General features: G+C 60.6%; 24 protein-coding genes and 1 pseudogene. 17 read left to right on the forward strand and 8 right to left on the reverse strand.

The window, feature by feature from the left end; genetic code table 11:
- Positions 1–111: 111 nt before the first annotated feature.
- From fabI to SMD27_RS15330, 3 genes are read left to right on the forward strand one after another with little or no spacing between them, the layout of a single operon-like run.
- Positions 112–951 (forward strand): enoyl-ACP reductase FabI, encoded by an 840-nt coding sequence (fabI, locus tag SMD27_RS15320; RefSeq protein ID WP_320509285.1) that lies wholly within the window; start codon positions 112–114, stop codon positions 949–951.
- Positions 952–967: 16 nt separating this feature from the next.
- Entirely contained in the window at positions 968–2,089 is a 1,122-nt protein-coding gene (gene aroC / locus SMD27_RS15325) for a chorismate synthase (protein ID WP_320509286.1), read from the forward strand.
- Between the two features lie 37 nt (positions 2,090–2,126).
- Positions 2,127–2,966, forward strand: a complete 840-nt coding sequence (locus SMD27_RS15330; protein ID WP_320509287.1) for an arginase family protein — start codon at positions 2,127–2,129, stop codon at positions 2,964–2,966.
- A 55-nt stretch (positions 2,967–3,021) separates the two neighbouring features.
- Here SMD27_RS15330 and SMD27_RS15335 read toward each other — a convergent pair whose 3' ends face one another.
- Positions 3,022–3,648 (reverse strand): TetR/AcrR family transcriptional regulator, encoded by a 627-nt coding sequence (locus tag SMD27_RS15335; RefSeq protein WP_320509288.1) that lies wholly within the window; start codon positions 3,646–3,648, stop codon positions 3,022–3,024.
- A gap of 50 nt (positions 3,649–3,698) precedes the next feature.
- Between SMD27_RS15335 and SMD27_RS15340 the strand changes: the two genes are divergently transcribed.
- Entirely contained in the window at positions 3,699–4,541 is an 843-nt protein-coding gene (locus tag SMD27_RS15340; RefSeq protein ID WP_320509289.1) for an oxidoreductase, read from the forward strand.
- Positions 4,542–4,698: 157 nt separating this feature from the next.
- Positions 4,699–4,857: pseudogene (locus SMD27_RS15345) on the forward strand (IS5/IS1182 family transposase); the annotation flags it as partial.
- A gap of 4 nt (positions 4,858–4,861) precedes the next feature.
- On the opposite strand, the gene SMD27_RS15350 reads toward SMD27_RS15345, so the two are convergent.
- Positions 4,862–6,193 (reverse strand): class I SAM-dependent RNA methyltransferase, encoded by a 1,332-nt coding sequence (locus tag SMD27_RS15350; RefSeq protein WP_320509555.1) that lies wholly within the window; start codon positions 6,191–6,193, stop codon positions 4,862–4,864.
- Between the two features lie 108 nt (positions 6,194–6,301).
- On the opposite strand from SMD27_RS15350, the gene sppA reads away from it, so the two are divergent.
- A complete protein-coding gene (sppA, locus tag SMD27_RS15355; protein WP_320509290.1) occupies positions 6,302–8,098 on the forward strand; it encodes a signal peptide peptidase SppA in 1,797 nt (598 codons plus the stop codon).
- Here the strand turns inward: sppA and SMD27_RS15360 are convergent.
- The 6 genes from SMD27_RS15360 to SMD27_RS15385 form a co-directional block, all read right to left on the reverse strand.
- Positions 8,073–8,813 (reverse strand): TlyA family RNA methyltransferase, encoded by a 741-nt coding sequence (locus SMD27_RS15360; protein ID WP_320509556.1) that lies wholly within the window; start codon positions 8,811–8,813, stop codon positions 8,073–8,075. The genes sppA and SMD27_RS15360 overlap by 26 nt on opposite strands.
- A gap of 8 nt (positions 8,814–8,821) precedes the next feature.
- Positions 8,822–10,252, reverse strand: coding sequence for an MATE family efflux transporter (locus SMD27_RS15365; RefSeq protein WP_320509291.1), 1,431 nt, complete (start codon positions 10,250–10,252; stop codon positions 8,822–8,824).
- 12 nt (positions 10,253–10,264) lie between these two features.
- Positions 10,265–11,149, reverse strand: a complete 885-nt coding sequence (locus SMD27_RS15370; protein WP_320509292.1) for a polyprenyl synthetase family protein — start codon at positions 11,147–11,149, stop codon at positions 10,265–10,267.
- 8 nt (positions 11,150–11,157) lie between these two features.
- Positions 11,158–11,424: an exodeoxyribonuclease VII small subunit gene (locus SMD27_RS15375; RefSeq protein WP_320509293.1), complete on the reverse strand. Its 267-nt coding sequence runs from the start codon at positions 11,422–11,424 to the stop codon at positions 11,158–11,160.
- A gap of 183 nt (positions 11,425–11,607) precedes the next feature.
- Positions 11,608–12,534, reverse strand: a complete 927-nt coding sequence (locus tag SMD27_RS15380) for a histone deacetylase family protein (RefSeq protein ID WP_320509294.1) — start codon at positions 12,532–12,534, stop codon at positions 11,608–11,610.
- Positions 12,531–12,908, reverse strand: coding sequence for a DUF423 domain-containing protein (locus tag SMD27_RS15385; protein WP_320509295.1), 378 nt, complete (start codon positions 12,906–12,908; stop codon positions 12,531–12,533). The genes SMD27_RS15380 and SMD27_RS15385 overlap by 4 nt, the downstream gene beginning before the upstream one ends.
- A gap of 132 nt (positions 12,909–13,040) precedes the next feature.
- Here SMD27_RS15385 and SMD27_RS15390 point away from each other — a divergent pair, with 132 nt between their 5' ends.
- The 11 genes from SMD27_RS15390 (at position 13,041) to SMD27_RS15440 (ending at position 26,587) form a co-directional block, all read left to right on the forward strand.
- Positions 13,041–13,826: an enoyl-CoA hydratase-related protein gene (locus tag SMD27_RS15390; protein WP_320509296.1), complete on the forward strand. Its 786-nt coding sequence runs from the start codon at positions 13,041–13,043 to the stop codon at positions 13,824–13,826.
- Positions 13,827–13,837: 11 nt separating this feature from the next.
- Complete coding sequence (locus tag SMD27_RS15395) at positions 13,838–14,605, forward strand: MBL fold metallo-hydrolase (RefSeq protein WP_320509297.1); 768 nt, start codon at positions 13,838–13,840, stop codon at positions 14,603–14,605.
- A 126-nt stretch (positions 14,606–14,731) separates the two neighbouring features.
- Positions 14,732–15,511 carry a 3'(2'),5'-bisphosphate nucleotidase CysQ gene (gene cysQ / locus SMD27_RS15400; RefSeq protein WP_320509298.1) on the forward strand — a complete coding sequence of 260 codons (780 nt, stop codon included), beginning with the start codon at positions 14,732–14,734 and terminating at the stop codon, positions 15,509–15,511.
- 11 nt (positions 15,512–15,522) lie between these two features.
- Positions 15,523–16,485 (forward strand): L-threonylcarbamoyladenylate synthase, encoded by a 963-nt coding sequence (locus SMD27_RS15405; protein ID WP_320509299.1) that lies wholly within the window; start codon positions 15,523–15,525, stop codon positions 16,483–16,485.
- 175 nt (positions 16,486–16,660) lie between these two features.
- Positions 16,661–17,146 carry a DUF992 domain-containing protein gene (locus tag SMD27_RS15410; protein ID WP_320509300.1) on the forward strand — a complete coding sequence of 162 codons (486 nt, stop codon included), beginning with the start codon at positions 16,661–16,663 and terminating at the stop codon, positions 17,144–17,146.
- Between the two features lie 72 nt (positions 17,147–17,218).
- Positions 17,219–18,994 carry an acyl-CoA dehydrogenase gene (locus SMD27_RS15415; RefSeq protein ID WP_320509301.1) on the forward strand — a complete coding sequence of 592 codons (1,776 nt, stop codon included), beginning with the start codon at positions 17,219–17,221 and terminating at the stop codon, positions 18,992–18,994.
- Positions 18,995–19,118: 124 nt separating this feature from the next.
- Entirely contained in the window at positions 19,119–20,693 is a 1,575-nt protein-coding gene (locus SMD27_RS15420) for an alkaline phosphatase family protein (RefSeq protein WP_320509302.1), read from the forward strand.
- Positions 20,694–20,717: 24 nt separating this feature from the next.
- Positions 20,718–22,358, forward strand: a complete 1,641-nt coding sequence (locus tag SMD27_RS15425; RefSeq protein ID WP_320509303.1) for an alpha-D-glucose phosphate-specific phosphoglucomutase — start codon at positions 20,718–20,720, stop codon at positions 22,356–22,358.
- Positions 22,355–23,998 carry a glucose-6-phosphate isomerase gene (pgi, locus tag SMD27_RS15430; RefSeq protein ID WP_320509304.1) on the forward strand — a complete coding sequence of 548 codons (1,644 nt, stop codon included), beginning with the start codon at positions 22,355–22,357 and terminating at the stop codon, positions 23,996–23,998. Before SMD27_RS15425 ends, pgi begins: the two co-directional genes overlap by 4 nt.
- 29 nt (positions 23,999–24,027) lie before the next feature.
- Complete coding sequence (locus SMD27_RS15435; protein ID WP_320509305.1) at positions 24,028–24,333, forward strand: hypothetical protein; 306 nt, start codon at positions 24,028–24,030, stop codon at positions 24,331–24,333.
- A gap of 46 nt (positions 24,334–24,379) precedes the next feature.
- Positions 24,380–26,587 carry a N,N-dimethylformamidase beta subunit family domain-containing protein gene (locus tag SMD27_RS15440; RefSeq protein WP_320509306.1) on the forward strand — a complete coding sequence of 736 codons (2,208 nt, stop codon included), beginning with the start codon at positions 24,380–24,382 and terminating at the stop codon, positions 26,585–26,587.
- Positions 26,588–26,609 lie beyond the last annotated feature (22 nt).

Below are 26,609 nucleotides of genomic sequence, written 5' to 3' on the forward strand. Positions count from 1 at the left end.
TTTGGCGCCGCCAGAATAGTTCTCGGCATTCCCGCGCGTTGACCCCGATAGGTAATGGTGTAGGATGCCGGGCACGTCGCGATGGCGATTTTGTATGTTGTGGGGATGCGGATGACTGAAAAAAACGGCCTGATGACCGGCAAGCGTGGGTTGATTATGGGGGTCGCGAATGATCGCTCCATCGCCTGGGGCATCGCCAAGGCGGCATATGATGCCGGCGCCGAACTGGCCTTTACCTATCAGGGCGAGGCGCTGCAAAAGCGCGTGGCGCCTCTGGCGCAATCTGTCGGCGGCAAATTAGTCCTGCCCTGCGACGTGACGGACGATGCCAGCATTGATGCCACCTTCGAGACCATCAAGAAGGAATGGGGTAGCCTCGATTTCGTGGTACACGCCATCGCCTTCTCCGACAAAGAAGAGCTGAAGGGCAAATACGTTTCAACCAGCCGCAAGAACTTCACCCAGACCCTGGATATTTCCTGCTTCTCCTTCACCGCCATCTGCGAGCGCGCCCGCCATCTCATGCCCGAGGGCGGCAGTTTGGTGACCCTCTCCTATTTCGGCGCCGAACGCGTCATGCCGCATTACAACGTCATGGGCGTTGCCAAGGCCGCCCTGGAATGCAGCGTACGCTACCTCGCGGCCGATCTCGGCGAGCAGAATATCCGGGTCAATGCAATCTCCGCCGGCCCGATCAAGACCCTGGCCGCGTCGGGTATCGGTGACTTCCGCCATATCCTGCGCTGGAATGAGCTGAACTCGCCGATGAAGCGCAATGTCACCATTGAAGATGTCGGCGGCGCCGGCCTCTATCTGCTCAGCGATCTGTCGCGCGGCGTGACCGGTGAGCTGCACCATGTCGATAGCGGTTATAACGTCGTCGGCATGATGCGGACGGATGCCGCCGGGGATCTTGCCGAGATGTTGAAAAACTTCAACGAGCGCGGCTGAGTCGCGATCCACGGATATGTCGCATAACAGTTTTGGCCATCTGTTCCGTTTCACTACCTGGGGCGAAAGCCACGGCCCCGCTCTAGGCTGTGTAGTGGATGGAACCCCACCCGGCATTGCGCTTACCGAAACCGATATTCAAACCTGGCTCGATAAGCGCAAGCCCGGCCAGTCGCGGTTCGTCACTCAGCGGCGTGAACCGGATCAGGTGGAAATCCTGTCCGGCGTCTTCGAAGGCAAGACGACCGGCACCCCGATCTCCCTACTAATCCGCAATGAGGATCAACGCAGCAAGGATTACGGCAAGATCAAGGATCAATTCCGTCCCGGTCATGCCGATTACACTTATTGGGCCAAATACGGCATGCGCGACTATCGCGGCGGCGGCCGCTCGTCGGCCCGTGAAACCGCCGCCCGCGTCGCAGCCGGCGGCGTGGCCCGGCTGGTGCTGGAGCACATCCTCGGTAAGGACGTGGCCATTCGCGGCGCCCTGGTCCAGATCGGCAACCGGGAGATCGACCGCAACAACTGGGACTGGTCCCAGACCCAACAGAATCCCTTCTGGTGCCCGGACGCGGCCATGGCGGCGCAATGGGAGGGTTATCTCGATGAGGTGCGCAAGGCCGGTTCTTCGATCGGCGCAATCGTCGAAGTGGTGGCGAGCGGGATTCCTGCCGGCCTCGGCGCGCCGATCTACGGCAAACTCGATGCCGATCTTGCCAGCGCGATGATGAGTATCAATGCAGTGAAGGGCGTTGAGATCGGCGCCGGTTTTGCCGCCGCCGCGCTCAGCGGCGAGGAAAATGCCGATGAGATGCGCATGGCCCATGGCAGTGCCGGTGCCAATGCAGCAAAGGACGGCAAGGTCGAGTTTCTGTCGAACAAGGCCGGCGGGATCCTCGGCGGCATTTCCAGCGGCCAGGATGTGGTCGTGCGGTTCGCGGTGAAGCCGACGTCGTCAATTCTGACGCCGCGCAAGAGCATCGATATAGAAGGCCATGAGGTCGATGTTTCGACCACCGGCCGTCACGACCCTTGTGTCGGCATTCGTGCCGTGCCAGTCGGCGAGGCCATGATGGCCATCGTTCTCGCGGATCATCTGTTACGCCATCGCGCGCAATGCGGTTTCACCAACTGAAGCACGCGACGCCCGGCAGGGATGAGGCGAGACGATAATGTCGAATTTCCTCGCCGCCGTCATTTTCCCGCAATGGCAAGGCGCGGCGCGGCCCATCGGCTATGCTGCCGGCACGCAGTTTCTCAGCAGACTGTTGCCCTCATCCTTGCCACAACACGCCATTGCCTGCGAGGCTAACAATCAGCCGCTCATGATCCAGGACCGCGTGAAGGGCCTGGATGTCCTTGCCCGCCAAGCGGATCGTGCTGCCGCTCTCCGCAAGGCGCTGCCGGCAGGTCCCGTGCTCACGATTGGTGGCGATTGCGCGGCCGATTTAACCACCGCCGCCTGGGCTCACCAGGAGGCGCCTGGCGAGGTGGCGCTGGTCTGGATCGATGGCCATGCCGATCTCAATACGCCCGCCAGTTCGCCCAGCGGCCATTTCCATGGCATGGTCGCTCGGACCCTGATGGGCGACGGCCCGGCTTCCTTGATCCGGCATGTCCCCTGCCCCTACACGCCGCTTCAGGTCTTCTATATTTCGGCGCGCGATTGCGATCCGTCGGAGACCGATGATATCGCCAGGCTCGATCTCTTCCGATTGTCGGAGCCGGATAGAATTGACGATCTCATCGCCGCGATCACCGGTCGCGGCCTCAGCCGGATCTACCTGCATCTCGATCTCGATGTGCTCGATCCCGCGGTCTTTCCCTATGTGGGTGTGCCTGCCGCCAAGGGTTTGACGCTCGAAGCCCTCTGCCGCTCGCTGCAACGCCTGCGCCAGCATTTCTCGCTGGCCGGTGCAGCCATCACCGAGCTCAATCTCAACGATAGCGACGCTGCCCCCGCAGCACGCCCAGCATTGCAGCAGATTCTTGCTGAGGGCTTCGGCCTCTAGGCCATGAACCCATAAACGCGAACGGCTGAGATGGGATGGATTCCCGAACGGCAGCTTAGGAGGCAGAATCGCAGAATAGCGGCCGTTCAGCAAATCCGAGCAGCAAGGTTTTTGCGATCTCTCGCGCATTCGTGGCAAGCTTCTCATCCGGCAGTTCGCCAGCGGTCCAGAACGACAGAACTCCACGAAAGGCAAAGGCGAGCTGTTCCGACAAACGACGCAGCGCCTCCTGCCTGCCCGCCGCGCTCAAGCCTTCGCCGTCTCCCAGGGCCAGCGACCATAAGGCTGTCGAGTGCGCCAGGACCGTTCCGGGGGACGGGCCGGCGGTGCCGATCCATCCCATCACGGCTCGATTGACCTCTGGTTCTTCCAGCATCACCTCGACCGCCGTGTCGATCGCCAACAGCACCCGGCCGGCGGCATCGGGAGGCGGCGACATGCCGGCAAAGCGCTTTGCCATCGTATCAATCCGCCGAGCCGAAAGGGCATGCATGATCGCGGCCTTGCTCCCGAATTGGTTGAACGGCGTCGCGAAGCTGACCGCGGCTTCGGTAGCAAGGTCGCGCATCGAGAAATCGGCCTTGCCCTGGCGGAGCAACCGCTCCGCCGCGTCGATCACGCGCTGGCGAAGCGGCTCGCCCCTCGCGGCGGTGGGAGAAGCCTGGGTCTTGTTTCGTGTCATGCCTCTATTTATATCATGATATAGTTTATATCATAGCCCGGAGTTAGACCATGGGAGCTGCCATCTCTAAGACTTTCCTCATCACCGGCGTCAGTTCCGGCCTGGGACGAGCATTTGCCTCGGGCGCGCTCGAAGCGGGCCATCGTGTGATCGGCACCGTGCGGCGGGCGAGCGACGCCGAGGTCTTCGGGGCGCTCGCGCCCGAACGCGCCTATCCGGTCATGCTGGACGTGACCGATTTCGAGGCGATCCCAGCGGCCGTCGCCGAGGCCGAACGACAGGTGGGGCCAGTCGACGTGCTGGTGAATAATGCGGGTTACGGCCATGAGGGCGTGCTGGAAGAGTCGTCCATGGACGATCTCCAGCGCCAGTTCGCCGCCAACGTCTTCGGGCCCGTCGCGATGATCAAGGCGGTACTCGCAGGCATGCGCGAACGGCGCCGCGGGCATATCGTCAACGTCACTTCCATGGGCGGCTTCATCACCATGCCCGGGATCGCCTTCTATTGCGGGAGCAAATTCGCGCTCGAAGGCATCTCCGAAGCACTCGGCAAGGAAGTGGCGGGCTTTGGAATTCGCGTGACGGCGCTCGCTCCCGGCCAATTCCGCACGGATTGGGCCGGGCGCTCCATGGAGCGCACGCCGCGCCAGCTTGCTGACTATGACGCGGTCATGGACCCGATCCGCGCCGCACGACAGGCCAAGAGCGGCAACCAGCCAGGCGATCCGGTCAAGGCTGCGCAGGCGTTGCTCGCGCTGGTCGAGGCCGCGAATCCGCCGGTGCGGCTGTTCCTGGGCGATGACGCGCTGGGGCTGGTCGAACAGAAGCTCGACGGGATGCGAGCCGAAATCAGCGCTTGGGAGGAGCTTTCGCGCTCCACCAGCTTCGCGTGATGAGTGCTTAAATCTACGGCAGCTTACGAAGGCGCTCCGCGCGTCTTCGTAAGTCTGCCTTGAGGTCGTTTGCCGACTGGCTGCTTTCACATCGCGCCGGATACTGATGCAAGGCTTACCATTAGCCATATGACCTGACAGACTTTGAATGGCGCGCCTCTACAGCGAGCGTAACCTCGTCGAGCGTTTCTTCTCCAAGCTGAAGCACTTCCGCCGCGTCGCCACCCGACACGACAAACTCGCCGCTAACTTCCTCGCTATGGTGCAGCTTGCCTCGATGCGGCTTTGGCTCCGCGCTTATGAGTCTCTGGCCTAGGTCCTCAGCGCTCGAAGCGCCCCACCACTTCCACATGGGATGACCAGATAAACTGATCGACCACGGTCAGGTCCGTCAGCCGGAAGCCGCCATCGATCAGGAGGCGGGCGTCGCGCGCAAAGCTGGCGGGGTTGCAGGAAACGCCGATAGCACGGGGCACAGCCGATTTCGCGAGTTGCTCCGCCTGCTCCTTGGCACCGGCCCGCGGCGGATCGAAAACGACGACATCGAACTTCTTCAGCTCTTCAGGCATAAGCGGTGCGTCATCCAAATCACGTTGTACCGCCTCGACACGATCGGACAGCTGAGCCCGCCGCGCTGCTGCCGCCAAAGCTTGAACCGCGGGCTTCGATCCTTCTACTGCTGTTATCTTTGCTCGCTTAGCAAAGGGAAAACTGAAGGTTCCACACCCGGAAAATAAGTCTGCCACGTGATCGGCTGTCTCGAAACCCGCCATCACGGCGTCACGCAGGGCTATTTCGCCCTCAAGGCTCGGCTGCAGGAAGGATTGATGCGGCAGGTCCACCAACACATCACCAAAGCGAACCTGCGGCATATGCAACTGGGCGATCGGTTCCGGCTGCGCTTGTCCTTTCTTGCCGCCATTGATCCAGGAAATACGCGCAATGCCGCCCGCCTGGCTTAAATCGGCGAGTGCGAAACGCTGATTATTCGTGGGCTCAGTCTTTGCCGTGATCAAAAGGTCAAGACCCGTCTCACTTTCAGTCGCGAGCAGATCCCAGGATTCGCCCGCCGCAAGCGCATCACATAGATGCACCCGCATCTTGCCGATCAGGGCGAAGAGGCGCGGCGTCAATAACAGGCATTGCTGGAGATCCACCACATCGTGGCTGAAATCACGGTGAAATCCGATATGGCATCCGCGACCCTGGCCGCGGACCGCGAGCACAGCGCGACGGCGCGTACCGGCGGGAATAAAAACGGACTTTACCACCGCTGGCATATCGATCCCACGCTGCGCCATCGTATGCCGGACAGCATCCATCTTCCACCGACGATAAGCGGCAAGATCGAGATGCTGGATAGCGCAGCCGCCACAAATTCCGAAATGACGGCATGGGGCAACAACGCGTTCAGCTGCCGGTTCCAAAATATCGCTGAGATTGCCGACCCGCCCCTCGCCCCGTTTCGCCCCAAGACGCAAGCGCACCCGCTCGCCCGGTAAGGTGAAAGGCGCGAAAACCGGGCGGCTTTCATACAGGGCTATGCCATCGCCCTGCTGGCCGAGACTGTCGATCGTCAGTTCGACAGTGACCCCCGGTTCGGTCGGCGACGTCGGGCGTTTTCCTTTTGCTGGTCGTCGATGGCGTGTCATCACGGCCGGGCTTTCGACGGGATTTTCCACTGTGACAAGCGACAGACAGAGATAAATCGATAGGCTATCATGCGTCCTCGGGCGGAGCAGTAAGGAGAAGATCGCGTTATGTCTGTCATCCGGTTTCTAGGCAAGCTTGTCTTGTGGGTCTGCGCCGTCGCCGGCGCTTTTCTCATCATTGCCCTGATCGCCGGCGGTCTCGCCATGCGCCATTTTGTCGAAAGTCCCAAGCCGATACCAGCCCATGCGATGCTGACGCTCGATTTGAGCAAGGGCGTCACGGAACAGCCACCCGCCCTTCCATTCAGTTTCGGCAAGGGCGTCGCGATCAGGGATATCGTCCGCGGCCTTGACACCGCCAGCCGTGACGACCGGATCGACGGGCTGGTCGTCTATGCCGGCCGTGGCGAAATAAATATCGCCCAGGTCCAGGAAATTCGCGATGCGATCCTCGCCTTTCGCCGCGCTGGCAAGAGAGTCGAGGCCTTTGCCGAATCCTTTGGCGAAGGCGGTGACGGAACGCTTCATTATTACCTCGCGAGTGCAGCCGACAAAATTACCTTGCAGCCTTCTGGCGATCTCCGCCTGACCGGCTTTCATCTGGAAACACCTTTTCTCAAAGGTATCTTCGATCGCCTCGGCATCAGCGCCCGGATGGGGCAGCGCAAGGAATTCAAGGGCGCTGTCAATACCTTCACTCAATCCTCCATGCCGGATCCGCAGCGGCAGAACATGCAGCAACTGGCGGATTCCTGGCTGAATGAATTGGTGACCGACGTCGCTCGTGATCGCAAGCTCGACCCAAAAGCGGTGCGGGCCGCAATCGATCGCGCACCGCTGACCGCGGTCGAAGGCAAGTCGCTGGGCCTGGTCGACGATCTTGCCTATCGCGATGCCATTGACCAGCCGTTGCGGATCGATCCCGACAAGGATCAAACAGTTACCGTTGCCACTTACGCCAAGCAGATTCCTGTTCCGTCCAAGGATAGTCCCGCTATCGCTACCATTTACGGCACTGGCCCGGTCATTCTTGCCAGCAGCGAAGACGACCCTCTCAGCGGCAGTATGACGATGGGGGCAGATACGGTTCGGGATGCGATCGACGATGCAATAGACGACCATGTATCGGCGATCATCCTGCGGATCGATTCGCCGGGCGGCTCCTATGTTGCCGCAGATACCATCTGGCGCGCGGTCAATCGGGCGCGGGCTGCCAATATCCCGGTCATCGTCTCCATGTCCGGCCTCGCGGCCTCAGGCGGCTATTTCGTGGCCGCACCAGCAACCAAGATCGTCGCCCAGCCCGGCACCATCACAGGATCGATCGGCGTCTTCGGCGGAAAGGTCATCATCGGCGGCTTGCTGAAGAATTTGTCGATCGGTGTCGACGGCATCTCCGCCGGCAATCAGGCCGGTATCGACAGTCCGACTCAGGACTACTCCAAAGGTGAGTGGGACAATTTGCAGCACAGCCTGGACACCATTTATGCGGACTTCGTCGGCAAGGTCGCGTCGGGCCGCCGGCTCGATCCAAGCAAGACCGAAGCGGTCGCCCAAGGTCAAATCTGGACCGGTGCGGATGCCAAGGCGCGCGGGCTGGTCGATGCCCTTGGCGGCTGGTCAGTCGCTATCGAGCTCGCCAAGCAGGAGGCTGGTCTCAGACCGGAGACCCAGGTCCGGCTGGTTGCCTATCCGTCGGAACAGCAGGAGACGACGAAGTTGCTGTCTCGGTTCCTTGGTGGACGTCTTATGAGCGATTTGCAGCCGGCCGTGTTACAGCGTTGGGCAACCCGTCTTGGCCTTACCAGCAAGGGTCTGACCGACCTCTTCACACTCGGGGCAAGTCAGCAGCAACTGCCGGAGATGATGATGCCGCCGCTCAGTGCGAACGGCGCGCTGCAATAAGGAATTCCTTATTGCCTTCCGGCCCCAGGATCGGGCTCTCGGTGACGCCGATCACCGACCAGCCGGGCAAGCCAGCAAACCAGGCGGTGATGCGGTCGATCACCGCCTGATGCAAAGCCGGATCGCGCACCACACCGCCCTTCCCCACCTGGCCAGGACCGACTTCGAATTGCGGCTTGATCAAAGCGATGGCCCAGGCCCCCGGCTTGGTCAAGCCGAGTGGCGCCGGCAGCACCACCTGCAGGCCGATGAAACTAGCATCGCAGACGACGATGTCCAGCGGCTCGGGAATCTCTACGGTATCGAGATTGCGGGCATTGGTTTTTTCCAGCACCACGACCCGGGGGTCGGTCCGCAGCTTCCAGGCCAGTTGGCCATGCCCCACATCGACCGCATAGACCTTGGCAGCCCCCTTGGTCAGCAGCACATCGGTGAAGCCGCCGGTTGAGGCGCCGATATCGGCGCCGATCATGCCGGTGGGATCGATCGCGAAATGATCGAGCCCATGGGCCAGCTTCAAGCCACCGCGCGACACCCATGGATGATCCTGACCTTTGAGGATCAGTTCGGCATCGGTCGCAATGGTCTGGCCCGGCTTGTCGATCCGCTGGGTACCGGCATAGACCAGTCCCGCCATGATCAGCGCCTGGGCCTTCGCGCGGCTTTCCACCAATCCCCGATCGAGCAGCAGTTTATCGGCGCGCTCCTTGGCCATCATCGTCCCTATGCTGGAACCGTCGCGATGCCGGCGACATAGCGGTGGGCCATCTGCTTCCAGCGCAGGAAGAGCAAGGCCGCCGAGACGACGAGGCCGATCGCCAATCCCCACCACAGGCCGGGGCCGGCAAAACCGAAATTGAAGGCGAGCAGGTAGCCGCTGCCGAGACCTGCCGCCCAATAGCCGCAACCGCAGAGGATCATCGGTATCTTGGTATCCTTGAGCCCGCGCAACGATCCAATCGTCGCCACCTGCAAACCGTCGACCAATTGGAACAAGGCGGCGATCGGCATCAGCATCAGCCCCATGGCCACCGCCGCCGCATTGGCCGGATCATTCACATCCATGTAAAAGGACAAGAGCGTCTGCGGCGCAAAGCTCAAGGTCATCGCCGCAAACAGCATCCAGATCATGCTGAGGCAGATTGCGATATACCCGGACCGTCTTGCATCGCGCGCCGCCCCCCGGCCGATCGCATAACCGACCCGAACCGTCGCTGCCTGGCTGATTGAATAGGGGATCATGAAACTGATTGAGGTCAAATTGATGACGGCGTTATGCGCGGCCAATGTCGCGACACCGAACTCACCCATCAAAATGGTGGAAGCCACGAATAAGCCGGCTTCGAAGGCATAGCCGGCAGCAATCGGCCAGCCGACCCGCCAGAGATCGATGAAGATTGCGTTATCATTGTGTAGCAGGTCGCTGAACACATGGTAAGCCCGCAGCACGCCATTGCGGTTGATATAGACGACCAGGCAGGCGAGCTGCAGCCATTGCACGACGGACATGGTCAGGCCGATACCGGCAACGCCCATGGCCGGAAAGCCGAAGGCGCCATACATCGTCACGTAATTGCCTATTAAGGTCAGCGGCAGCGCGCATAGAATAATGCTCGTGACGATAACGGGCCGGCCGAGAACGGTGACGTAGTTTCGCAGGACGGTAAACCAGAGGACCGCCGGGATCGATGGCATGCCGAACAGCAGCAGCGCGCCGATCCAATCCACGATCTCATCCTCGTAATGGCCGGACAGCCGTAGCAAGGGCGCAACCGCAAGAATAATCAGACAGGCCGGGACAGCTAGACAGGTGGCGAAACGTAGGCCCTGCCGCACCACCCGGCTGACCATCGCGGCATTGCCGGCGCCATGGGCTTGGGCGCCCAAAGCGCTGACACTGCCGATCGCCCCCATCGGCAGCAGATGGAAGGCGAAGAGCATCTGTACGCCGAGGCCGGCTGCTGCCAGATCGCTGGCGCCGAGCCGGCCGGCCATGACGTAGTCGGCGACACTCATGCCCATCTCGGCCAGCAGACCAGCCGCGATGGGCGCCGCCAGGCCCATCGTCGCCAGGACTTCCTGAATCCAGGTCCCGCGCCGCCAGCTTCCCCGGCGATCTGCAGGATCCCGGTTTGGCTGGGCCGCACTGGCCATTGGATCCTCGTATCAGTTCTTTCGGGTCAGGACGAATTCCGTCATCCAACGCAGCGGATCGGCCTTGGCGCCGAACATGTCGAGATGACTATTGGCTTGCTGGCCCAGCAGCTTCGCCTGATCGCGTGCCCGGTCGATGCCCAGGATGGAGACGAAGGTCGCCTTGCCGGCTTTCGCATCGGCGCCGACCGGCTTGCCGGTGGTTTCGGCATCGCCTTCGGCATCAAGAAGATCGTCGACGATCTGGAAGGCTAAACCAAGATCATGCGCATAGGAAATCAGGGCATGGCGCTGGGCCATTGAAGCGTGACCGAGGATGCCGCCCGCCTCGCAGGAGAAGGCAATGATCGCGCCGGTCTTCAGGCGCTGCAACCGGGTGATGGCGCCAATATCGAGCTCGTTCTTCTCGGCCCAAAGATCGATCATCTGGCCACCGACCATGCCGGCGGCACCGCCGGCCTTCGCCAGGGCAAGAACTAGATCGGCACGTACTTGTCCGTCCGGATGGGTCTTCGGATCGGCCAGTATTTCGAAGGCCATGGTCAAGAGACCATCGCCGGCCAAAATCGCCGTGGCTTCATCGAAAGCCTTGTGCGCCGTCGGCCGGCCACGGCGCAGATCGCTGTTATCCATCGCCGGCAGATCGTCATGCACCAGGCTATAGCAATGCAGCATCTCGATCGCCGCTGCGGCGCGCAGCGCGTATTCGCTGTACACGTCGAAGAGCGCCGCGCTGTTGATCAGCAGATATGGGCGGATCCGCTTGCCGCCGCCCATGGTCGCATAGCGCATGGCGTCAAGGACGCGATTTTCTGCACCATCCACCGGCGGCAGCAGATCGGTGAGCAGACGGTTGACCGCACCAGCGGCCTCATTCAGGGCGATATCAATCGACACGGAAAACCTCAGTCAAGATTGGCGGGTTCGGTAGCAACGGCGCCATCCGGTCCCAGCACGATTTTGTCCACCTTCAATTGCGCCTCGCGCAGCTTGGCTTCGCAATGGCGTTTCAGCAACGCGCCACGCTCATAGGATTTGATGGCGTCGTCCAGTTTGTTGTCGCCGCGTTCCAGGCGCTTCACCAAGTCCTGCAACTCAGCCAAAGCCTCCTCGAAGCTGAGCGCGGCAATATCGCTCGGCAACTTGCCGCCCGAATGTCCTTCCTCGGCCATACCTAACCCCAAAACAAAGCAGCCGCCCGAATGTCCCGGCGCCCGGTAAGGGAGTCGCAAGGTGAATTCGGCGGCATCATAACGAGTTGGCCATCTTAATGGCCCTTGTGCGAAGCAGCAAGTATCGCGGGCAAGAACCCACCCCGCAGCCTATTGTGGATAACATTTGTATTTGAATATTGCTCAAGCTGCCATCAAAGCGGCCACATGGGCGGCGGCGCTTTCGGCCAGCGCCTTCAGGTCGTAGCCCCCTTCCAATGTCGAAACCACGCGTCCCTCGCAACAGCGATCCGCCAAAGCCGTTAATTCTTTGGTCGCCCAGCCAAAATCCTCGGTTTCGAAGGCCAGATTTGCCAATGGGTCAGCCCGATGCGCGTCGAATCCGGCCGAAATCAGCAGCAGATCGGGCCGGAAGGCTTCAACTGCCGGCAGGATGATCTCACTCATCGCCGCCCGGAATTCAGCCGATCCCGCACCCGGTTGCAGAGGTGCATTGCAGATATTGCCGCAGCCAGTTTCCCGCGCAGCACCCGTGCCCGGATAAAGCGGCATCTGGTGAGTCGAGGCAAAAAACAGGTTGGGGTCGGCTTCGAACATATGCTGGGTGCCGTTACCGTGATGAACGTCGAAATCCACCACGGCCACCCGCTCCCAGCCATGAGCTGCTCGCGCATGCGCGGCCGCAATGGCGACGTTGTTAAACAGGCAAAAGCCCATGGCCCGAGTCGCTTCGGCATGATGACCGGGCGGCCGGATAGCGCAAAAGGCGTTCTTTACCTGGCTGGAAGCGACCATATCCACCGCCGCCATGGTGGCCCCGGCAGCTCGCAAGGCCGCCTGTCCCGATCCCGGCGACAGGATCGTATCGCTGTCCAGCATCGCATAATCGTGGTCGGGGATCGCGCCGAGCACGGCCTCGACATAATCCTTGCCGTGGACCCTGCTGATCGCGGCGCGCGCTGCTAGGGGCGCCTCGATATGCTGCAGCGCAGCAAATTCCGGCCCGCTAAGGGCGGACAGGACAGCACGCAAACGGTCGATGCGCTCGGGATGCCCGGGCCCGGTGTCATGTTCCAGACAGGCGGGATGCGTCACGAGGGCTGTCGTCATGCGGACCTCCGTTGAGCGAGACCGGCAAAACAGACCGATAGCCAGCCTAGCATCATCAAAACACCGCCAATGGGCGTAATGGCCCCCAACCAGCGTTGCTGCAGGAAGGCCAGTAGATAGAGACTGCCCGAGAAGATCAATGCACCCCAGAAAAACCCATGGGCCGCAAAAGTGATCCAGCGCGAGGACAAGCGCTCGGCCCAGGCCGCGAGGCCGAGCAGGGCCGCGGCATGCCAGAGCTGGTAGCTCGCCCCAGTCTTGACCCATTCGACCACGCTCGGATCGCCGCGCTGGCTCAGGCCATGGGCGGCAAAGGCACCGAAACCAACGCCCATCAAGCCGGTGATACCGGCCGCGATCAACCAATGACGCATCTGTAACTGCCTCCGCTCTCGGCAACTGGCGTAAAGAAAAGTCTATCGATGTTATGGCAGTATGGCATTATCGCCGCGGCAGCATATTGTCACACCGATGATCGATGTCGAATTTGATAGGCCTGAGACAGAATGACCGACCAAACCATCCTTCTGGACCGCCGCGATAACATCCTGCACCTGACGCTCAACCGCCCCGACAAGCTGAACAGCTTGACCGCGTCCATGTTGAGCGAGTTGGGTGATGTCTTGTCGGATATCGGCATGGATGATGAAGCGCGGGTCCTCGTCATCACCGGCGCCGGTCGTGCCTTCTGCGCCGGTCAGGATCTGCGCGAGGCCGGTGCGATCGGGGATGGCCGCAGCGTCCGCAATGTCATTGAACGGCACTACAATCCGATCATCCGTCAAATCCGCAGCCTTGCCATGCCGGTCGTGGCAGCCGTCAACGGGATTGCCGCCGGTGCAGGGGCCAATCTCGCATTGGCCTGCGATATCGTTGTTGCTGCGGAAAGCGCCAGCTTCGTGCAGGCTTTCAGCCGGATCGGCCTCATCCCCGATGCCGGCGGTACCTATTTCCTGCCGCGTCTGGTCGGCCATGCGCGCGCATTGGGACTGGCGATGCTCGGCGATGCGATCGATGCTCGTAAGGCCGCCGAATGGGGAATGATCTGGGAGGCTGTGCCCGATGCCGACTTCCCGGCCACAGTCGATGCCTTGAGCAAGCGCCTTGCCGAGATGCCGACGGTGGCGCTGGCCTTGATGAAGCAAGCCCTGAATGCCAGCGGTCATCATTCGCTGGAACAGCAGCTTGCAACCGAAGCCGAACTGCAGCCGATCGCCGCTGAAACTGACGATTTCCAGGAAGGCGTGCAAGCCTTCCTCGGCAAACGCCCCGCCCGCTTCTTCGGCCGCTGAGAGAGACGATCATGTTGCCGATTGCCGACCGCTGGTTCGAAATCCAACGCATCAGCGACAATATCACCTTGCTCTATGAACCACATGTCGTGCCGCTGATGCGCTGCAATATCTGGCATGTGCGCGGCCGCGATCGTGACCTTCTCATCGATACCGGTATGGGCATTACCAGCCTGCGCGATGCCGCCGCGCATCTTCTGGAAAAGAAGGTGACTGCGGTGGCGACGCATACCCATGCGGATCACATCGGCGGCCACCACGAATTCGACCACACGCTGGTCCATCGGCTGGAAGCCGACAACCTCCATGAGCCGACCGAACGCGGTACACTGCTTGCCTCGGTGATCGGCGAAGACGATATCCGCAAATTCAGTGTTGCCGGCTATCCGATCGATGGGGATCTCATCACCGCCTTACCGCATGAAGGCTACGATCTCGCGAGCTATTACATTCAACCCTCGACCGTGACCGAGATCGTCGAAGAAGGCGATGTGGTCGATATCGGCAATCGGCATTTCGAAGTGTTGCATCTGCCGGGTCATTCGCCGGGGAGCATCGGTCTCTGGGAAGCCAGCACCGGTACGCTGTTTTCCGGGGATGCGATCTATGACGGCCCGCTGCTGGATGAGGTCGAAGGCGCACATATCCCGACTTATATCCGCACCATGAAGCGGTTGCGCGAACTGCCGGTACAAGTCGTTCATGCCGGCCATGACCCCAGTTTCGGCCGCGAGCGTTTGATCGAATTGGTGGATGCCTATCTGGCCAAACGGACCTGATAATCCGGTTCAGTTCTGTGATTGACGCCCCGGATGCCTTGCCAGCCTCCGGTCAGCGGCCTATAGACATGCCGACCCTGCCGATTTGTACGTGTTCAGGCAGGGATAACGGAGTGGATCAGGCTTATGACCATGGGGAACCAGCCGGCAGACCAACTGACAGTTGAATTGGAACGTATTGCGCTCGCGGCCGGCGAGGTTATTCTGCGCATTTACGAAAGCGATTTCGCGCATCAGCATAAATCCGATAAATCACCGGTGACGGAAGCCGATGTGGCAGCGGAAGCCGTAATTGCCGCCGAATTGCATAAGCTGACCCCCGAGATTCCCCTGATTGCCGAAGAGGCAGCGGCGGTCGGCGGCCTGCCGGCCGAAGCGGCGGCGCGGTTCTGGCTCGTCGACCCGCTGGATGGCACCAAGGAATTCATCGCCCGCAACGGCGAATTCACCGTCAACATCGCCCTGATCGAAGGCGGCAGCCCCAAACTGGGCATCGTTCATGTACCTGTCCTCGGCCAGACCTATGGCGGCGATGGCAAGACTGCCTGGCGCCGCGTGAATAAAGGCGCCTATGAAGAGATCCGGACCCGTGCCGTCCCCACCGATGGCGCGGTGATGACGATCAGCCGCTCGCATGCTGCCAAGGAACTGGTCAAGGCCGAGGAAATGGGCGTGAAGATTGCCGATACCCTCGTCGCCGGCAGTTCACTGAAATTCTGCCGGCTGGCGGAAGGCGTTGCCGATATCTATCCCCGCTTCGGCCCCACCATGGAATGGGATACCGCAGCCGGGCATGCCGTTCTCGTCTCTGCCGGCGGATCGGTCCGCCAGCTCGACGGCAGGGTGCTACCTTACGGCAAACCTGGTTTCCTTAATCCGCATTTCATTGCCCGCGGCCGGGACTGAGACGGCGGGCGATGACGCGACTGCTGCCCGCCACCTTCGCCAGCATTGCCGAGGCCGGGCAGGTTTTGCGGGCGGGCAAGCTGGTCGCCTTTCCGACCGAAACGGTCTACGGCCTGGGCGGCAATGCATTGGATGATCATGCCGTCGCCGCCATCTACGAGGCCAAGAACCGGCCGGATTTCAACCCGCTGATCGTGCATGTACCAAATCTGGATGCCGCAGCGGCCTATGTCTACATGACCGAAGATGCCGCGTTATTGGCGCGGCATTTCTGGCCGGGCCCCCTCACCTTGATCCTGCCGCGCCTGAAGGAGTGCAAGCTGTCACTGCTGCTCAGCGCCGGGCTTGATACCGTTGCCATCCGTGTCCCGAACCATCCGGTCGCGCAACGGCTGTTGACGGATAGCGGTCTCCCTTTGGCGGGGCCCAGTGCCAATCCCTCCGGCCGCATCAGCCCGACCTGTCCGGAACATGTGATCGATGGGCTCGGTGGCAAGGTCGAAATCGTGCTCGATGGTGGACCTTGCAAAGTCGGCATTGAATCCACGGTGCTGGATTTGACCGGCGACCAGCCCGCCATTTTGCGGCCGGGCGGTATTCTACCGGAAGCGATCTCCGCCGTGCTCGGCCATGAAGTTAATTGGCACCGGATCGTCGAAACCGGCGAGCAGGGCCACAAAAGCCCGGGCCAATTGAGCAGCCATTACGCGCCGAGTCTGCCTGTTCGCCTGAATGCTCAGAGTGCTGAAGCGGGGGAAATTCTGCTGGGCTTCGGGCCATCGGCACCGGCCGGCAGCCACAATCTCAGTCCAACTGGCGATCTGACGGAAGCCGCCGCAAATCTTTTCGCTGCCCTGCGCGCCGCTGATCGTCCGGATCACCGCGGCATCGCTGTCATGCCCATCCCCGACGCCGGCCTTGGCCTAGCCATCAATGACCGCCTTCGCCGCGCCGCGGCACCACGCGCAGAGTAAGCATTTTAATCCTCGACTGGCACGTAAAAGTGATGAAGCCGCTCGGGATAAAGGGCGCCTCCACAGGTGTTTTGAGCGCGACCCAGCCCGGATAGGCTGAGATAATAGGTGTCATCCAGCATCTGGCGCCGGCGACAGTCGGAAGGTTGCGGATGACAAGCGCATGGAGACGAACATGTGGAAACGATTATCTCTGGCAATGGCGATCGGCCTTAGCACCGCCCTGCCCCTTGCCGTATCGCCGAGTTTGGCCGGTGAAGGCGGTGTCAATGTGGGCTCGCTCAGTTGCCGCGTCGCATCCGGGGTCAGCTTCATCTTCGGTTCATCGCGCAACATGAATTGCGTCTTCACCCGCCCGGACGGCAAGAAAGAAAGCTATAGCGGTGAAATCAAGCGCTACGGCGTTGACATCGGCTATGTCAGCTCGGCGCGGATTGTCTGGGGCGTCTTCGCGCCCAGCGGCAATATCGCGCCTGGCTCCCTCGCTGGCACCTATGTCGGCGGCAGCGCCAATGTCACCGCCGGCGTCGGCCTGGGGGCCAATGCGTTGATCGGCGGCAGCAACAAGACAATCTCGCTGCAACCGCTCAGCCTGGAAGGCAATACGGGCCTGAACATTGCCGGCGGTATCGGTGAAATGGAGCTGCGCCGAAGCAAGTAAAGCAAAACCGGCTTTGCATCCAGCACGTGTCCAGCGCATCATGCGCTACTCGCGGCTTTAAGGATGCGCGCAATGCCCGACTACCAGGCACCCATTGAGGATATCCGCTTCACTCTACGGCATATCGCCGGACTGGAAGCGATAGCGCAACTTCCTGGCTATCAGGAAGCTAGCCTCGAAACCTGCGATGCCATCTTGGGAGAAGCCGCAAGATTTGCCGCCGAGGTCCTGGCGCCGCTCAATCGCATTGGTGATATGGAAGGTGCGAAACTGGCGGAGGGCAAGGTCCGTGTACCAGCGGGTCAAGCAGAGGCTTATCGCCAATTCGCCGAAGCCGGTTGGAATTCGGTCGCCTTCGATCCGGATTTCGGCGGCCAGGGCATGCCTTGGGCGTTAACCACGGCGCTACAGGAAATCTGGAACGCCGCGAACATGGCTTTCTCGCTTTGTCCGTTGCTGACGCAGGGTGCCGTCGAGGCGCTGCAGATCCACGGCAGTGATGCACAGAAGAAGACCTATCTCGCGCCACTCATTGCCGGCCGCTGGACCGGCACGATGAATTTGACGGAGCCACAGGCCGGGTCGGATCTGGGCGCGTTGAAAACCCGCGCCGAGCCCAAAGGCGATCACCACCTCCTGACCGGGCAGAAGATCTTCATTACCTATGGCGATCACGAAATGGCCGAGAACATCGTTCATTTCGTCTTGGCCCGGCTACCCGATGCTCCAAAGGGATCGAAAGGCATTTCGCTCTTCATCGTGCCGAAATTCCTGGTCAATCAGGATGGCAGCCTTGGCGCGCGCAACGATGTGAAGGCGGTCGCACTGGAACACAAGCTTGGCATTCACGCCAGCCCAACCTGCGTCATGGCCTATGGTGACGAAGGTGGTGCCGTCGGTTATTTGGTCGGCGAACCCAATCGCGGCCTCGAATACATGTTCACGATGATGAACAATGCTCGCCTTGCCGTCGGCGTACAGGGACTGGCCATCGCGGAGCGTGCGCTGCAGGCCGCGCGGGCTTATGCAAGCGAGCGGGTGCAAGGCACGACGCCGGGCAATGATCCCACCGCCCGTCTGCCCATCCACCATCATCCGGATATTCGCCGTAGCCTGATGGCCTTGCGTGCTTGGAGCGAAGCAACACGCTGCTTGATTTATTTTGCCGCCGGCACGCTCGACCGCGCGAAACGGCACCCGGATTCCGCTGATCGCGCGGGCTATCAGGCTTTGGTCGATCTGCTGATCCCAATCGCCAAAGCCTGGTCGACCGATCGCGGCGTCGCGGCTGCCTCGCTCGGCCTGCAGATTCACGGCGGAGCGGGTTTCATCGAAGAAACCGGTGTCGCGCAATTCTATCGCGATGCCCGAATCGCGCCGATCTATGAGGGCACCAATGGCATCCAGGCGATCGACCTCCTAGGCCGCAAATTGCTCCGCGACGGCGGCCGCTCCGCGCGCGGTCTGATCGCCAGCATGACCGTTACCCTTGAAGCGCTGAAAGTCGATAGCGACCTGGAAATGCAGGTGCTCTCCACCCATCTCGAACCGACTCTGACCGCCCTGAGCCGTGCGACGGAACATCTTTTGAAACTTGGCGAACAGGAAATCGGCAGCGCTTTGGCCGGCGCTTCGCCCTATCTCGAGTTATTCGGCCTAGTCCTGGGCGGCTGGCTCTTGGCGAAATCGACGCTCGCGGCCCGTCAAAGCAGGGACCCGATTCTGGATGAGAAACTGGCGGTAACCCAGTTCTATATGACGAATCAGTTGCCGCAGGCCCTGGGGCTGGAGATCGCCATTGTCAGCGGCGCCGAAAGCGTCCTGAAACTGGCTCCCGAACGCATCTGAGGGCTTCACCTGCCGCCGCTGCCGGAAGAGTGATTCCGGCGCTCCGGAATGGATCGACAAGTTCAGCGCAACCGGCTACCAAATTGAGAGATTTTGACCCTTTCGCCGAGCCTGAGCTGCCATCATGCCCGACCATCCGCGCAAAGTTCTGCTGATTTCCGCCGATCAATGGCGGGCGGAATGCCTGTCTGCCATTGGACATCCGGTTGTCAAGACGCCTCACCTCGATGCGCTCGCCGCGGAAAGCGTGCTGTTCAAGCGCCATTATACAACCTGCGCGCCCTGCGGTCCGGCCCGCACCAGCCTGCTCACCGGTCTGTATCTGATGAATCACCGCTCCGGCCGCAACGGCACGCCGCTGGATGCACGTTTCACCAATCTGGCGTACGAGGTCCGCAAGGCCGGTTACGACCCAACCCTGTTCGGCTATACCGATACCAGTCAGGATCCGCGCGGCAGAGCTCCAAACGATCCGGCGCTCAAGACTTATGAAGGCGTCATGCCGGGCTTCACCGTCGGCCTACCCTTCCCCGACCACATGATGCCGTGGATCGCCGATCTGAAGGCCAAGGGCTATCGGTTCAACGATCGCTCGGATGTCTACAAGCCCCGCCAGGACGTATCACTGCCAGCCGATCGCGGCCACAGCTTCCTGCCGACCATCTTCAAGGCCGAGGACAGTGAAACGGCTTTCATGGCCGACACGGTGCTGAAGTGGCTGTCGGTTCGCCAGAATCAGGACTGGTTTGTCCATTGCGTTTTTTTGCGGCCGCATCCACCGGTCATCGCGCCGGAACCCTACAATGCCTTATACGATCCAACGGACGTTTCCATGCCGCGGCGCAAGGCAACGCCAGAAGAAGAAGCGGCACAACACCCGCATTTGAAATTGTGGATCGATCATTTCCGGGAACACTCAAGTTACGATGAGCACAATCCGTATAATCTCGTGACGATGGATGAGCTCAATCTGCGCCAGATGCGCGCCACCTACTACGCCATGATCACCCAAGTCGACGACCAAATCGGCCGTATCATCGCGCATCTGAAGGCGACCGGCGAATATGAAAGCACGCTGATCATCTTTACCTGCGATCACGCGGAGATGGGAGGAGATCACTATACTTGGGGTAAGGAAACTTATTTCGATCAGAGCTTCCACATCCCGCTGATCATCCGGGATCCGCGTCGTACCAGCGACAATGGGCGCGGCCGCCAGATTGACCTCTTCACCGAATCCGTGGATATCATGCCGACCATTCTCGATTGGCTGGGTAGCGATATTCCGGCGCAATGCGATGGCCGTTCCCTGCTGCCTTTCCTCGAAGGCAATGCCCCCGTCGATTGGCGCGATGAAGTGCATTACGAGGTCGATTTTCGCTATACGCCAAATCTCCCGGGTCTCGATGCCGAAACCTGGCTGGGCTTGAAGCCGGACGATTGTTATCTGACGGTGATCCGCGACCGGCGCTACAAATATGTTCATTTCGCGACATTGCCGCCGCTGTTCTTTGACCTGACCCAGGATCCCGACGAAATGAACAATTTAGCGGAACAAGCGGAACAGGCACCTATCCTGCTGCGTTATGCTCAAAAGATGTTGAGCTGGCGCATGCGCCATGCCGACCGGACCTTGACCAATTTGCACCTTGGCAAACAGGGCGTATTCGACGGCCGTCAGCGGCACCTTATTTCTTAAGACGGACCTTTTGCAGGAAAGCTCATGATTCGACAGGTCGATTGCCACCCTTTCACCGATCAGCGCCCTGGCACATCGGGCCTGCGAAAAAAGGTGAAGGTCTTCCAGCAGCCGCATTACCTCGCCACCTTCGTCCAATCGATCTTCGATACTTTGGCAGCTGAGCAGGATGGTCTGGCAGGAAAAACCCTGGTTCTTGGCGGTGACGGGCGATATTTCAATAACGAGGCCATCGAACTCATCCTGCGCATGGCGGCGGCCAATGGCGTCGGCCGCATCCTGCTTGGTCAGGACGGTTTGCTATCTACGCCGGCGGTTAGCTGCATCATTCGCAAACACAAGGCCCATGGCGGCATCGTGCTCTCCGCCAGCCACAATCCGGGCGGCCCGGATGGCGATTTCGGCATCAAATACAATATCAGCAATGGTGGACCGGCCCCGGAAAAACTGACCGAGGCCATTTTCACCCGCTCCAAAGGCATCACCAGCTATCGGTTGATCGAAGGCGCCTCTTTCGATTCCAGCCGGCTCGGCCAGCAGAAGCTCGGCGACATGACCGTCGAGGTCATCGATCCCGTTGCCGATTATGCCGAATTGATGCAGCGCCTGTTCGATTTCGATCGGCTCGCGGATCTCATCAAGGCCGGTTTCGATCTGCGCTTCGATGCCATGCACGCGATTACCGGCCCCTATGCCAAGCGGATACTCGGCGACATGCTGGGTGTGAAAGCCGACTGGTTATTGAACGCAACACCCCTACCCGATTTTGGCGGTGACCATCCCGATCCCAATCCCGCCCATGCCAAGGAGCTGATGACGCTGCTGTGGCAGGAGAATGGCCCGGTCTTCGGCGCCGCCTCGGATGGTGATGGCGACCGCAATATGATCCTCGGCCGGCGGCTTGCCGTATCGCCCAGCGACAGCCTCGCCGTGCTTGCCGCCAATGCCAAGCATGTGCCCGGCTATCGCGATGGCCTCGCCGGAATCGCCCGATCCATGCCCACCAGCCAGGCCGCCGATGCTGTCGCCAAGTCACTCGGCATTCCCTGTTTTGAGACGCCGACCGGGTGGAAATTCTTTGGCAATCTTCTGGATGCCGACCGCGCGACCTTATGCGGCGAGGAAAGCTACGGCACCAGCTCCAATCACGTACGCGAGAAAGATGGCCTTTGGGCCGTGCTGTTCTGGCTGAATTTGATTGCTGTACGCGGCCAGCCCGTCACTGAAATCATGCGGGACCACTGGCGGCAATTCGGTCGGCATTATTATTCGCGCCACGATTACGAGACGCTGGAAAGCGACATCGCCAACAAGATCGTCGATGGCTTGCAGCAGGAACTCGGGGGCTTGAAAGGCCGTGCCTTCGGCGATCGCCAGCTTCGTCACGCCGACGATTTCACCTATCACGATCCGATCGACGGCTCGACCAGCGCGAAGCAAGGCCTGCGCCTGATGTTCGAGGATGGCGCCCGCATCGTGCTGCGCCTGTCGGGTACTGGAACCGAAGGGGCCACGCTGCGGCTTTACCTGGAAAGCTATCAGGCCGATCCCGCGAAGCATGACCTCGACCCGCAGATCGCTTTGGCCGATTTGATCGACATCGCCGAGAATGTTATCGGCATCAAGCGCCAATCCGGCCGCCAGCAACCCGACGTGGTGACATGACCGACCTCAATCGTTCTTCCGATTGGATCGCCCTCGAACAACACCAACGCGACATCGAAAAACTTCATCTCCGTGATCTGTTTGCAGCCGATCCCCAGCGCTTCGAGCATTTTCATGCGCGCCTATCGACCGGCCAAGGCGATCTGGTCCTGGACTTCTCCAAAAACCGGATCACTAAGGAAACGCTGCCCTTGCTGTTAAATCTTGCGAAGACAGCCGGCGTCGATGTGTGGCGCGACCGGATGTTCGTCGGTGAAAAGATCAACAACACGGAAAATCGCGCCGTCCTGCATGTGGCATTGCGCAATCGATCCAATCGCCCGATCAAGGTGGATGGGCAGGATGTCATGCCGGCGGTCAATACTGTCCTCGCCAAGATGCGGGACTTTGCCGAGCGCGTGCGCAATGGAAGCTGGCTGGGCGCCACCGGCAAACCTATCCGCTATGTCGTCAATATCGGAATCGGCGGCTCTGATCTCGGCCCGGCAATGGTGACCCAATCCCTTCGCCGCTTCCGCCATCCCGAAATTAAGTTTCACTTCCTCTCCAATATTGACGGCGCGCATCTGGACGCCATCCTCGACCAGGTCGTGGCCGAAGAAACGCTTTTCATCATTTCCTCAAAGACCTTCACCACCCAGGAGACGATGACCAATGCACGTAGTGCACGGAACTGGCTCACCTCGCAAGTTACGGTGGCCGATGCTGTCGCAAAGCATTTCGTCGCCGTCTCCACCAACGCGAAGGGCGTGACCGAATTCGGTATCGATCCCGCCAATATGTTCGAATTCTGGGATTGGGTCGGCGGCCGCTATTCCCTGTGGTCGGCGATTGGCATGCCAATCCTGCTGTCGATCGGCTGGGAAGGCTTCGAGCAATTGCTCGCGGGCGCCCATGCGATGGACCGGCATTTCGCCGAGGCGCCGCTGGAAGGCAATCTGCCGGTGATCCTGGCGCTGATCGGCCTTTGGTACGCCAATTTCTGGAAGGCCGCCAGCCTTGCCATCCTGCCCTATGCCCAGGACCTGGCGCGGCTTCCCGCCTATCTGCAGCAGGCGGATATGGAGAGCAATGGCAAGGGTACCACGCGCCAGGGAAGGGCCGTCCAGACGTTGACCGGGCCGATCCTTTGGGGCGAAGCCGGCACCAATGGGCAGCATGCTTTCTATCAGCTGATCCATCAGGGCACGCATCTTATTCCCTGCGACTTCATTCTTCCCGCCAAAGCCGAAGGCAAGTTTGCCGATCATCACCGGTTGCTGGCAGCGAATTGTTTCGCCCAGACCCAGGCATTGATGCTGGGAAAGACGGGCGATGAAGTCCGCGCCGAAATGTCGGCCGCCGGCATGGATGAGGGAAAGATCAAGCAGCTTCTTCCGTTCCGGACATTTCCGGGTAACCGGCCCAGCAATACGATCCTGCTGCGCCGTCTCGATCCTTATCATCTCGGCATGTTGATCGCCCTCTATGAGCACAAGATTTTCGTGCAGGGCATCATGTGGAATGTGAATTCCTTCGATCAATGGGGTGTGGAGCTTGGCAAGCAATTGGCCGGCGACGTTCTGAGCGGGTCCGGTGCGCATCGTGATGGATCGACAGAGGGCCTGATGGCTCTCTATGATGCGCTCGGCAAATCATAATCTCGATCCAGAATTCGGGGAGACAGACTGTGTTCAAGATTGACAGCAGCTGCGCCGATTTGGCCGCAGCTTATAAGAAGAATCCGCTGGATGCCTATCCCAGCCCTGCGCTGCAGAAGGTCCTGCAACGGCTGCGCTGGGGTAATGCCCGGGGCCGTACCATCGTCGTCTGCACCATGCCTGCCCGGGAATGGCGCCTGGGCAAAATGGGCGAGCGCCGCGGTATGCCCGTCGAACTCGGCGGGCAAGCTTATAACCGCTATGAAGATGCACTTTGGGCTTGTTTTCGTGCCCGCTGGCGCGAGGTGTCCGGCGAGGATTGCCCCGTCGAATAGCCGCACCGCCCTTCGCCCAATCACATACATCCTTCTAGGCTAGAAAATGAGCAAGCTACCCAAGCGCCTTCTCGGCTATACCGACAAGGTCAGCGTTGCCCCCGGCGACAAAATCGACTTCAAAATCAGCTCTCCCCTGAGCGGCAAATACGATGCCCGGATCATACGCCTGATCTGCGGCGACGATTCCGAAGGCGGGCCGGGCCTCAAGGTCGACCCCGTTAAAACTTCGATCGACGGCAGCTATACCGCCCGCTGGCAGCCGATCCATCATGGTTCTTATGCGGTGATCGATAATGGCGGCGCTTTCGCCGCGAAAGCCATCACGCTCGATGTCATGATCTGGCCGACCCTGCCCGCGGATGGACGTGATCAGGCCTTGCTCGGCAATTTCGATGCGGCGACACAAAGCGGTTATGTGCTCTATATCGACGGCTCCGGCCATCTCAGCTTCCGGATCGGTGCGGCCGCGCCGGTTCGGCTGTCGACGACGCTGCTATCGCGCCATTGGCATCATGTCGCGGTCAGTTTCGATAGCGCTTCCGGCAAGGTCGTCATGCATCAGCACCGTCTGATGGACTATCCCCGGGTGCAGCGCTCCGATACGGTCGAAGCGACGATCTCCGGCGCAAAAACCACCGGCGGCAGCCGTTTCCTGATTGCTGCCTGGTCCGACAAGGAAAATGCCGCCGCTCATTACAACGGCAAGATCGACAGCCCGCGCGTCATTGGCGCGGCGCTTGGCGTAGCGGCGCTTGCGGCACTTCGTCCGCATGATGCCCGAAAGCTCCCGGTCATCGCCGATTGGGATTTCTCTCGCGATATGTCGGGCATCGATATCCGCGACATTTCGGGGCAGGGCCATGATGGTCGGCTGGTTAATCTGCCGACACGGGCGATGAAGGGATGGAATTGGGATGCGACCGAAATGAACTGGCGCCACAAGCCGGAACACTACGGCGCCATTCATTTCCATGACGACGATCTCTACGATTGTGGCTGGGAAACTGATTTCACCCTGACAGTGCCGGCCGGCCTCAAGAGCGGTATCTATTGCGCCGAGCTTCGCCAAAAAGGACCGGATGGAGAGATCGACGACATGATCCCCTTCTATGTCCGGCCGCCACGCGGCACCGCCAACGCACCGGTCGCCCTGCTCATTCCGACCGCCAGCTATCTCGCTTATTCCAACCATCAGATGGCATCCAGCTGGAGCTTCGATGAATTGTCGAGCGGCAAGTTTGTGACCCTCTCCGCCGGCGATCGCTATCTGGAGGAAAACCACAGTTTCGGCCTGTCGACCTATGACAGCCATAATGACGGCAGCGGCGTCTGCTATTCCTCGCGCCTGCGACCGGTGCTGAATATGCGCCCCCGGGCGGAGCTATGGCAGTTCAATGCCGATACCCATATCACCGACTGGCTGGAAGCCCGCGGCATCGCTTATGACGTCATCACCGATGACGATATGGAAGCCGAAGGCCTCGACCTGCTGAAGAACTACCGCTGCGTCGTCACCGGCACCCATCCGGAATATTATACGACGAAGATGATGCAGACAGTGCGCGACTTTACCAATGAAGGCGGACGGCTGATTTACCTCGGTGCCAACGGCTTCTATTGGCGCGTCGCCTATCATGAGACCTTGCCGGGTGTCCTGGAACACCGCCGGGCCGAAGACGGCATGCGTGGCTGGATCTCCGAGGACGGAGAATACTATATGAACTTCAGCGGCGAGCTGGGCGGACTCTGGCGCCGCAACGGCCAGCCGCCTCAAGGTCTTGTCGGCACCGGCTTCGCGGCCCAGGGCTTCGATATCTCAAGCTGGTATGATCGCACCGCGGACAGCTTCGATCCGCGCGCTGCCTTCATCTTCGAAGGTGTCGGCAAGGACGAGAAGATCGGCGATTTCGGCCTGATCGGCGGCGGCGCCGCCGGCTGGGAAATCGACCGCGCCGATGAGCTTTTGGGCACGCCGCCCCATACGCTGATCGTCGCTGTCGCCTCGGAATTCCCGTCCAGCTATCACTGGGTGAAGGAAGAGTTCAATCATACACATTCGGCCATCGACGGCGAGAATTGCCCGATGGTCCGCTGCGACATGACCTTCTTCGAAACACCGAAAGGCGGAGCGGTCTTCTCGACCAGCTCGATCTCCTGGGCCGGCAGTCTGTTCCACAACAACTATGAGAACAATGTCAGCCGCATCACCGAGAACGTGATCCGACGCTTCATCGATCCGAAGCCGCTGTAACAGCTCACATACGGGCCAACAA

Origin of the sequence: Dongia soli (assembly GCF_034044715.1) — a bacterium.
Classification (GTDB): Bacteria; Pseudomonadota; Alphaproteobacteria; order Dongiales; family Dongiaceae; genus Dongia_B; species Dongia_B soli.

What these genes read in the sequence shown, in the direction of transcription:
- fabI (WP_320509285.1), top strand. Translation starts at nt 112, where the DNA reads ATGACTGAAAAAAACGGCCTGATGACCGGCAAGCGTGGGTTGATTATG.
- aroC (WP_320509286.1), top strand. Translation starts at nt 968, where the DNA reads ATGTCGCATAACAGTTTTGGCCATCTGTTCCGTTTCACTACCTGGGGC.
- SMD27_RS15330 (WP_320509287.1), top strand. Translation starts at nt 2,127, where the DNA reads ATGTCGAATTTCCTCGCCGCCGTCATTTTCCCGCAATGGCAAGGCGCG.
- SMD27_RS15335 (WP_320509288.1), bottom strand. Translation starts at nt 3,648, where the DNA reads ATGACACGAAACAAGACCCAGGCTTCTCCCACCGCCGCGAGGGGCGAG.
- SMD27_RS15340 (WP_320509289.1), top strand. Translation starts at nt 3,699, where the DNA reads ATGGGAGCTGCCATCTCTAAGACTTTCCTCATCACCGGCGTCAGTTCC.
- SMD27_RS15350 (WP_320509555.1), bottom strand. Translation starts at nt 6,193, where the DNA reads ATGACACGCCATCGACGACCAGCAAAAGGAAAACGCCCGACGTCGCCG.
- sppA (WP_320509290.1), top strand. Translation starts at nt 6,302, where the DNA reads ATGTCTGTCATCCGGTTTCTAGGCAAGCTTGTCTTGTGGGTCTGCGCC.
- SMD27_RS15360 (WP_320509556.1), bottom strand. Translation starts at nt 8,813, where the DNA reads ATGGCCAAGGAGCGCGCCGATAAACTGCTGCTCGATCGGGGATTGGTG.
- SMD27_RS15365 (WP_320509291.1), bottom strand. Translation starts at nt 10,252, where the DNA reads ATGGCCAGTGCGGCCCAGCCAAACCGGGATCCTGCAGATCGCCGGGGA.
- SMD27_RS15375 (WP_320509293.1), bottom strand. Translation starts at nt 11,424, where the DNA reads ATGGCCGAGGAAGGACATTCGGGCGGCAAGTTGCCGAGCGATATTGCC.
- SMD27_RS15380 (WP_320509294.1), bottom strand. Translation starts at nt 12,534, where the DNA reads ATGACGACAGCCCTCGTGACGCATCCCGCCTGTCTGGAACATGACACC.
- SMD27_RS15385 (WP_320509295.1), bottom strand. Translation starts at nt 12,908, where the DNA reads ATGCGTCATTGGTTGATCGCGGCCGGTATCACCGGCTTGATGGGCGTT.
- SMD27_RS15390 (WP_320509296.1), top strand. Translation starts at nt 13,041, where the DNA reads ATGACCGACCAAACCATCCTTCTGGACCGCCGCGATAACATCCTGCAC.
- SMD27_RS15395 (WP_320509297.1), top strand. Translation starts at nt 13,838, where the DNA reads ATGTTGCCGATTGCCGACCGCTGGTTCGAAATCCAACGCATCAGCGAC.
- cysQ (WP_320509298.1), top strand. Translation starts at nt 14,732, where the DNA reads ATGACCATGGGGAACCAGCCGGCAGACCAACTGACAGTTGAATTGGAA.
- SMD27_RS15405 (WP_320509299.1), top strand. Translation starts at nt 15,523, where the DNA reads ATGACGCGACTGCTGCCCGCCACCTTCGCCAGCATTGCCGAGGCCGGG.
- SMD27_RS15410 (WP_320509300.1), top strand. Translation starts at nt 16,661, where the DNA reads ATGTGGAAACGATTATCTCTGGCAATGGCGATCGGCCTTAGCACCGCC.
- SMD27_RS15415 (WP_320509301.1), top strand. Translation starts at nt 17,219, where the DNA reads ATGCCCGACTACCAGGCACCCATTGAGGATATCCGCTTCACTCTACGG.
- SMD27_RS15420 (WP_320509302.1), top strand. Translation starts at nt 19,119, where the DNA reads ATGCCCGACCATCCGCGCAAAGTTCTGCTGATTTCCGCCGATCAATGG.
- SMD27_RS15425 (WP_320509303.1), top strand. Translation starts at nt 20,718, where the DNA reads ATGATTCGACAGGTCGATTGCCACCCTTTCACCGATCAGCGCCCTGGC.
- pgi (WP_320509304.1), top strand. Translation starts at nt 22,355, where the DNA reads ATGACCGACCTCAATCGTTCTTCCGATTGGATCGCCCTCGAACAACAC.
- SMD27_RS15440 (WP_320509306.1), top strand. Translation starts at nt 24,380, where the DNA reads ATGAGCAAGCTACCCAAGCGCCTTCTCGGCTATACCGACAAGGTCAGC.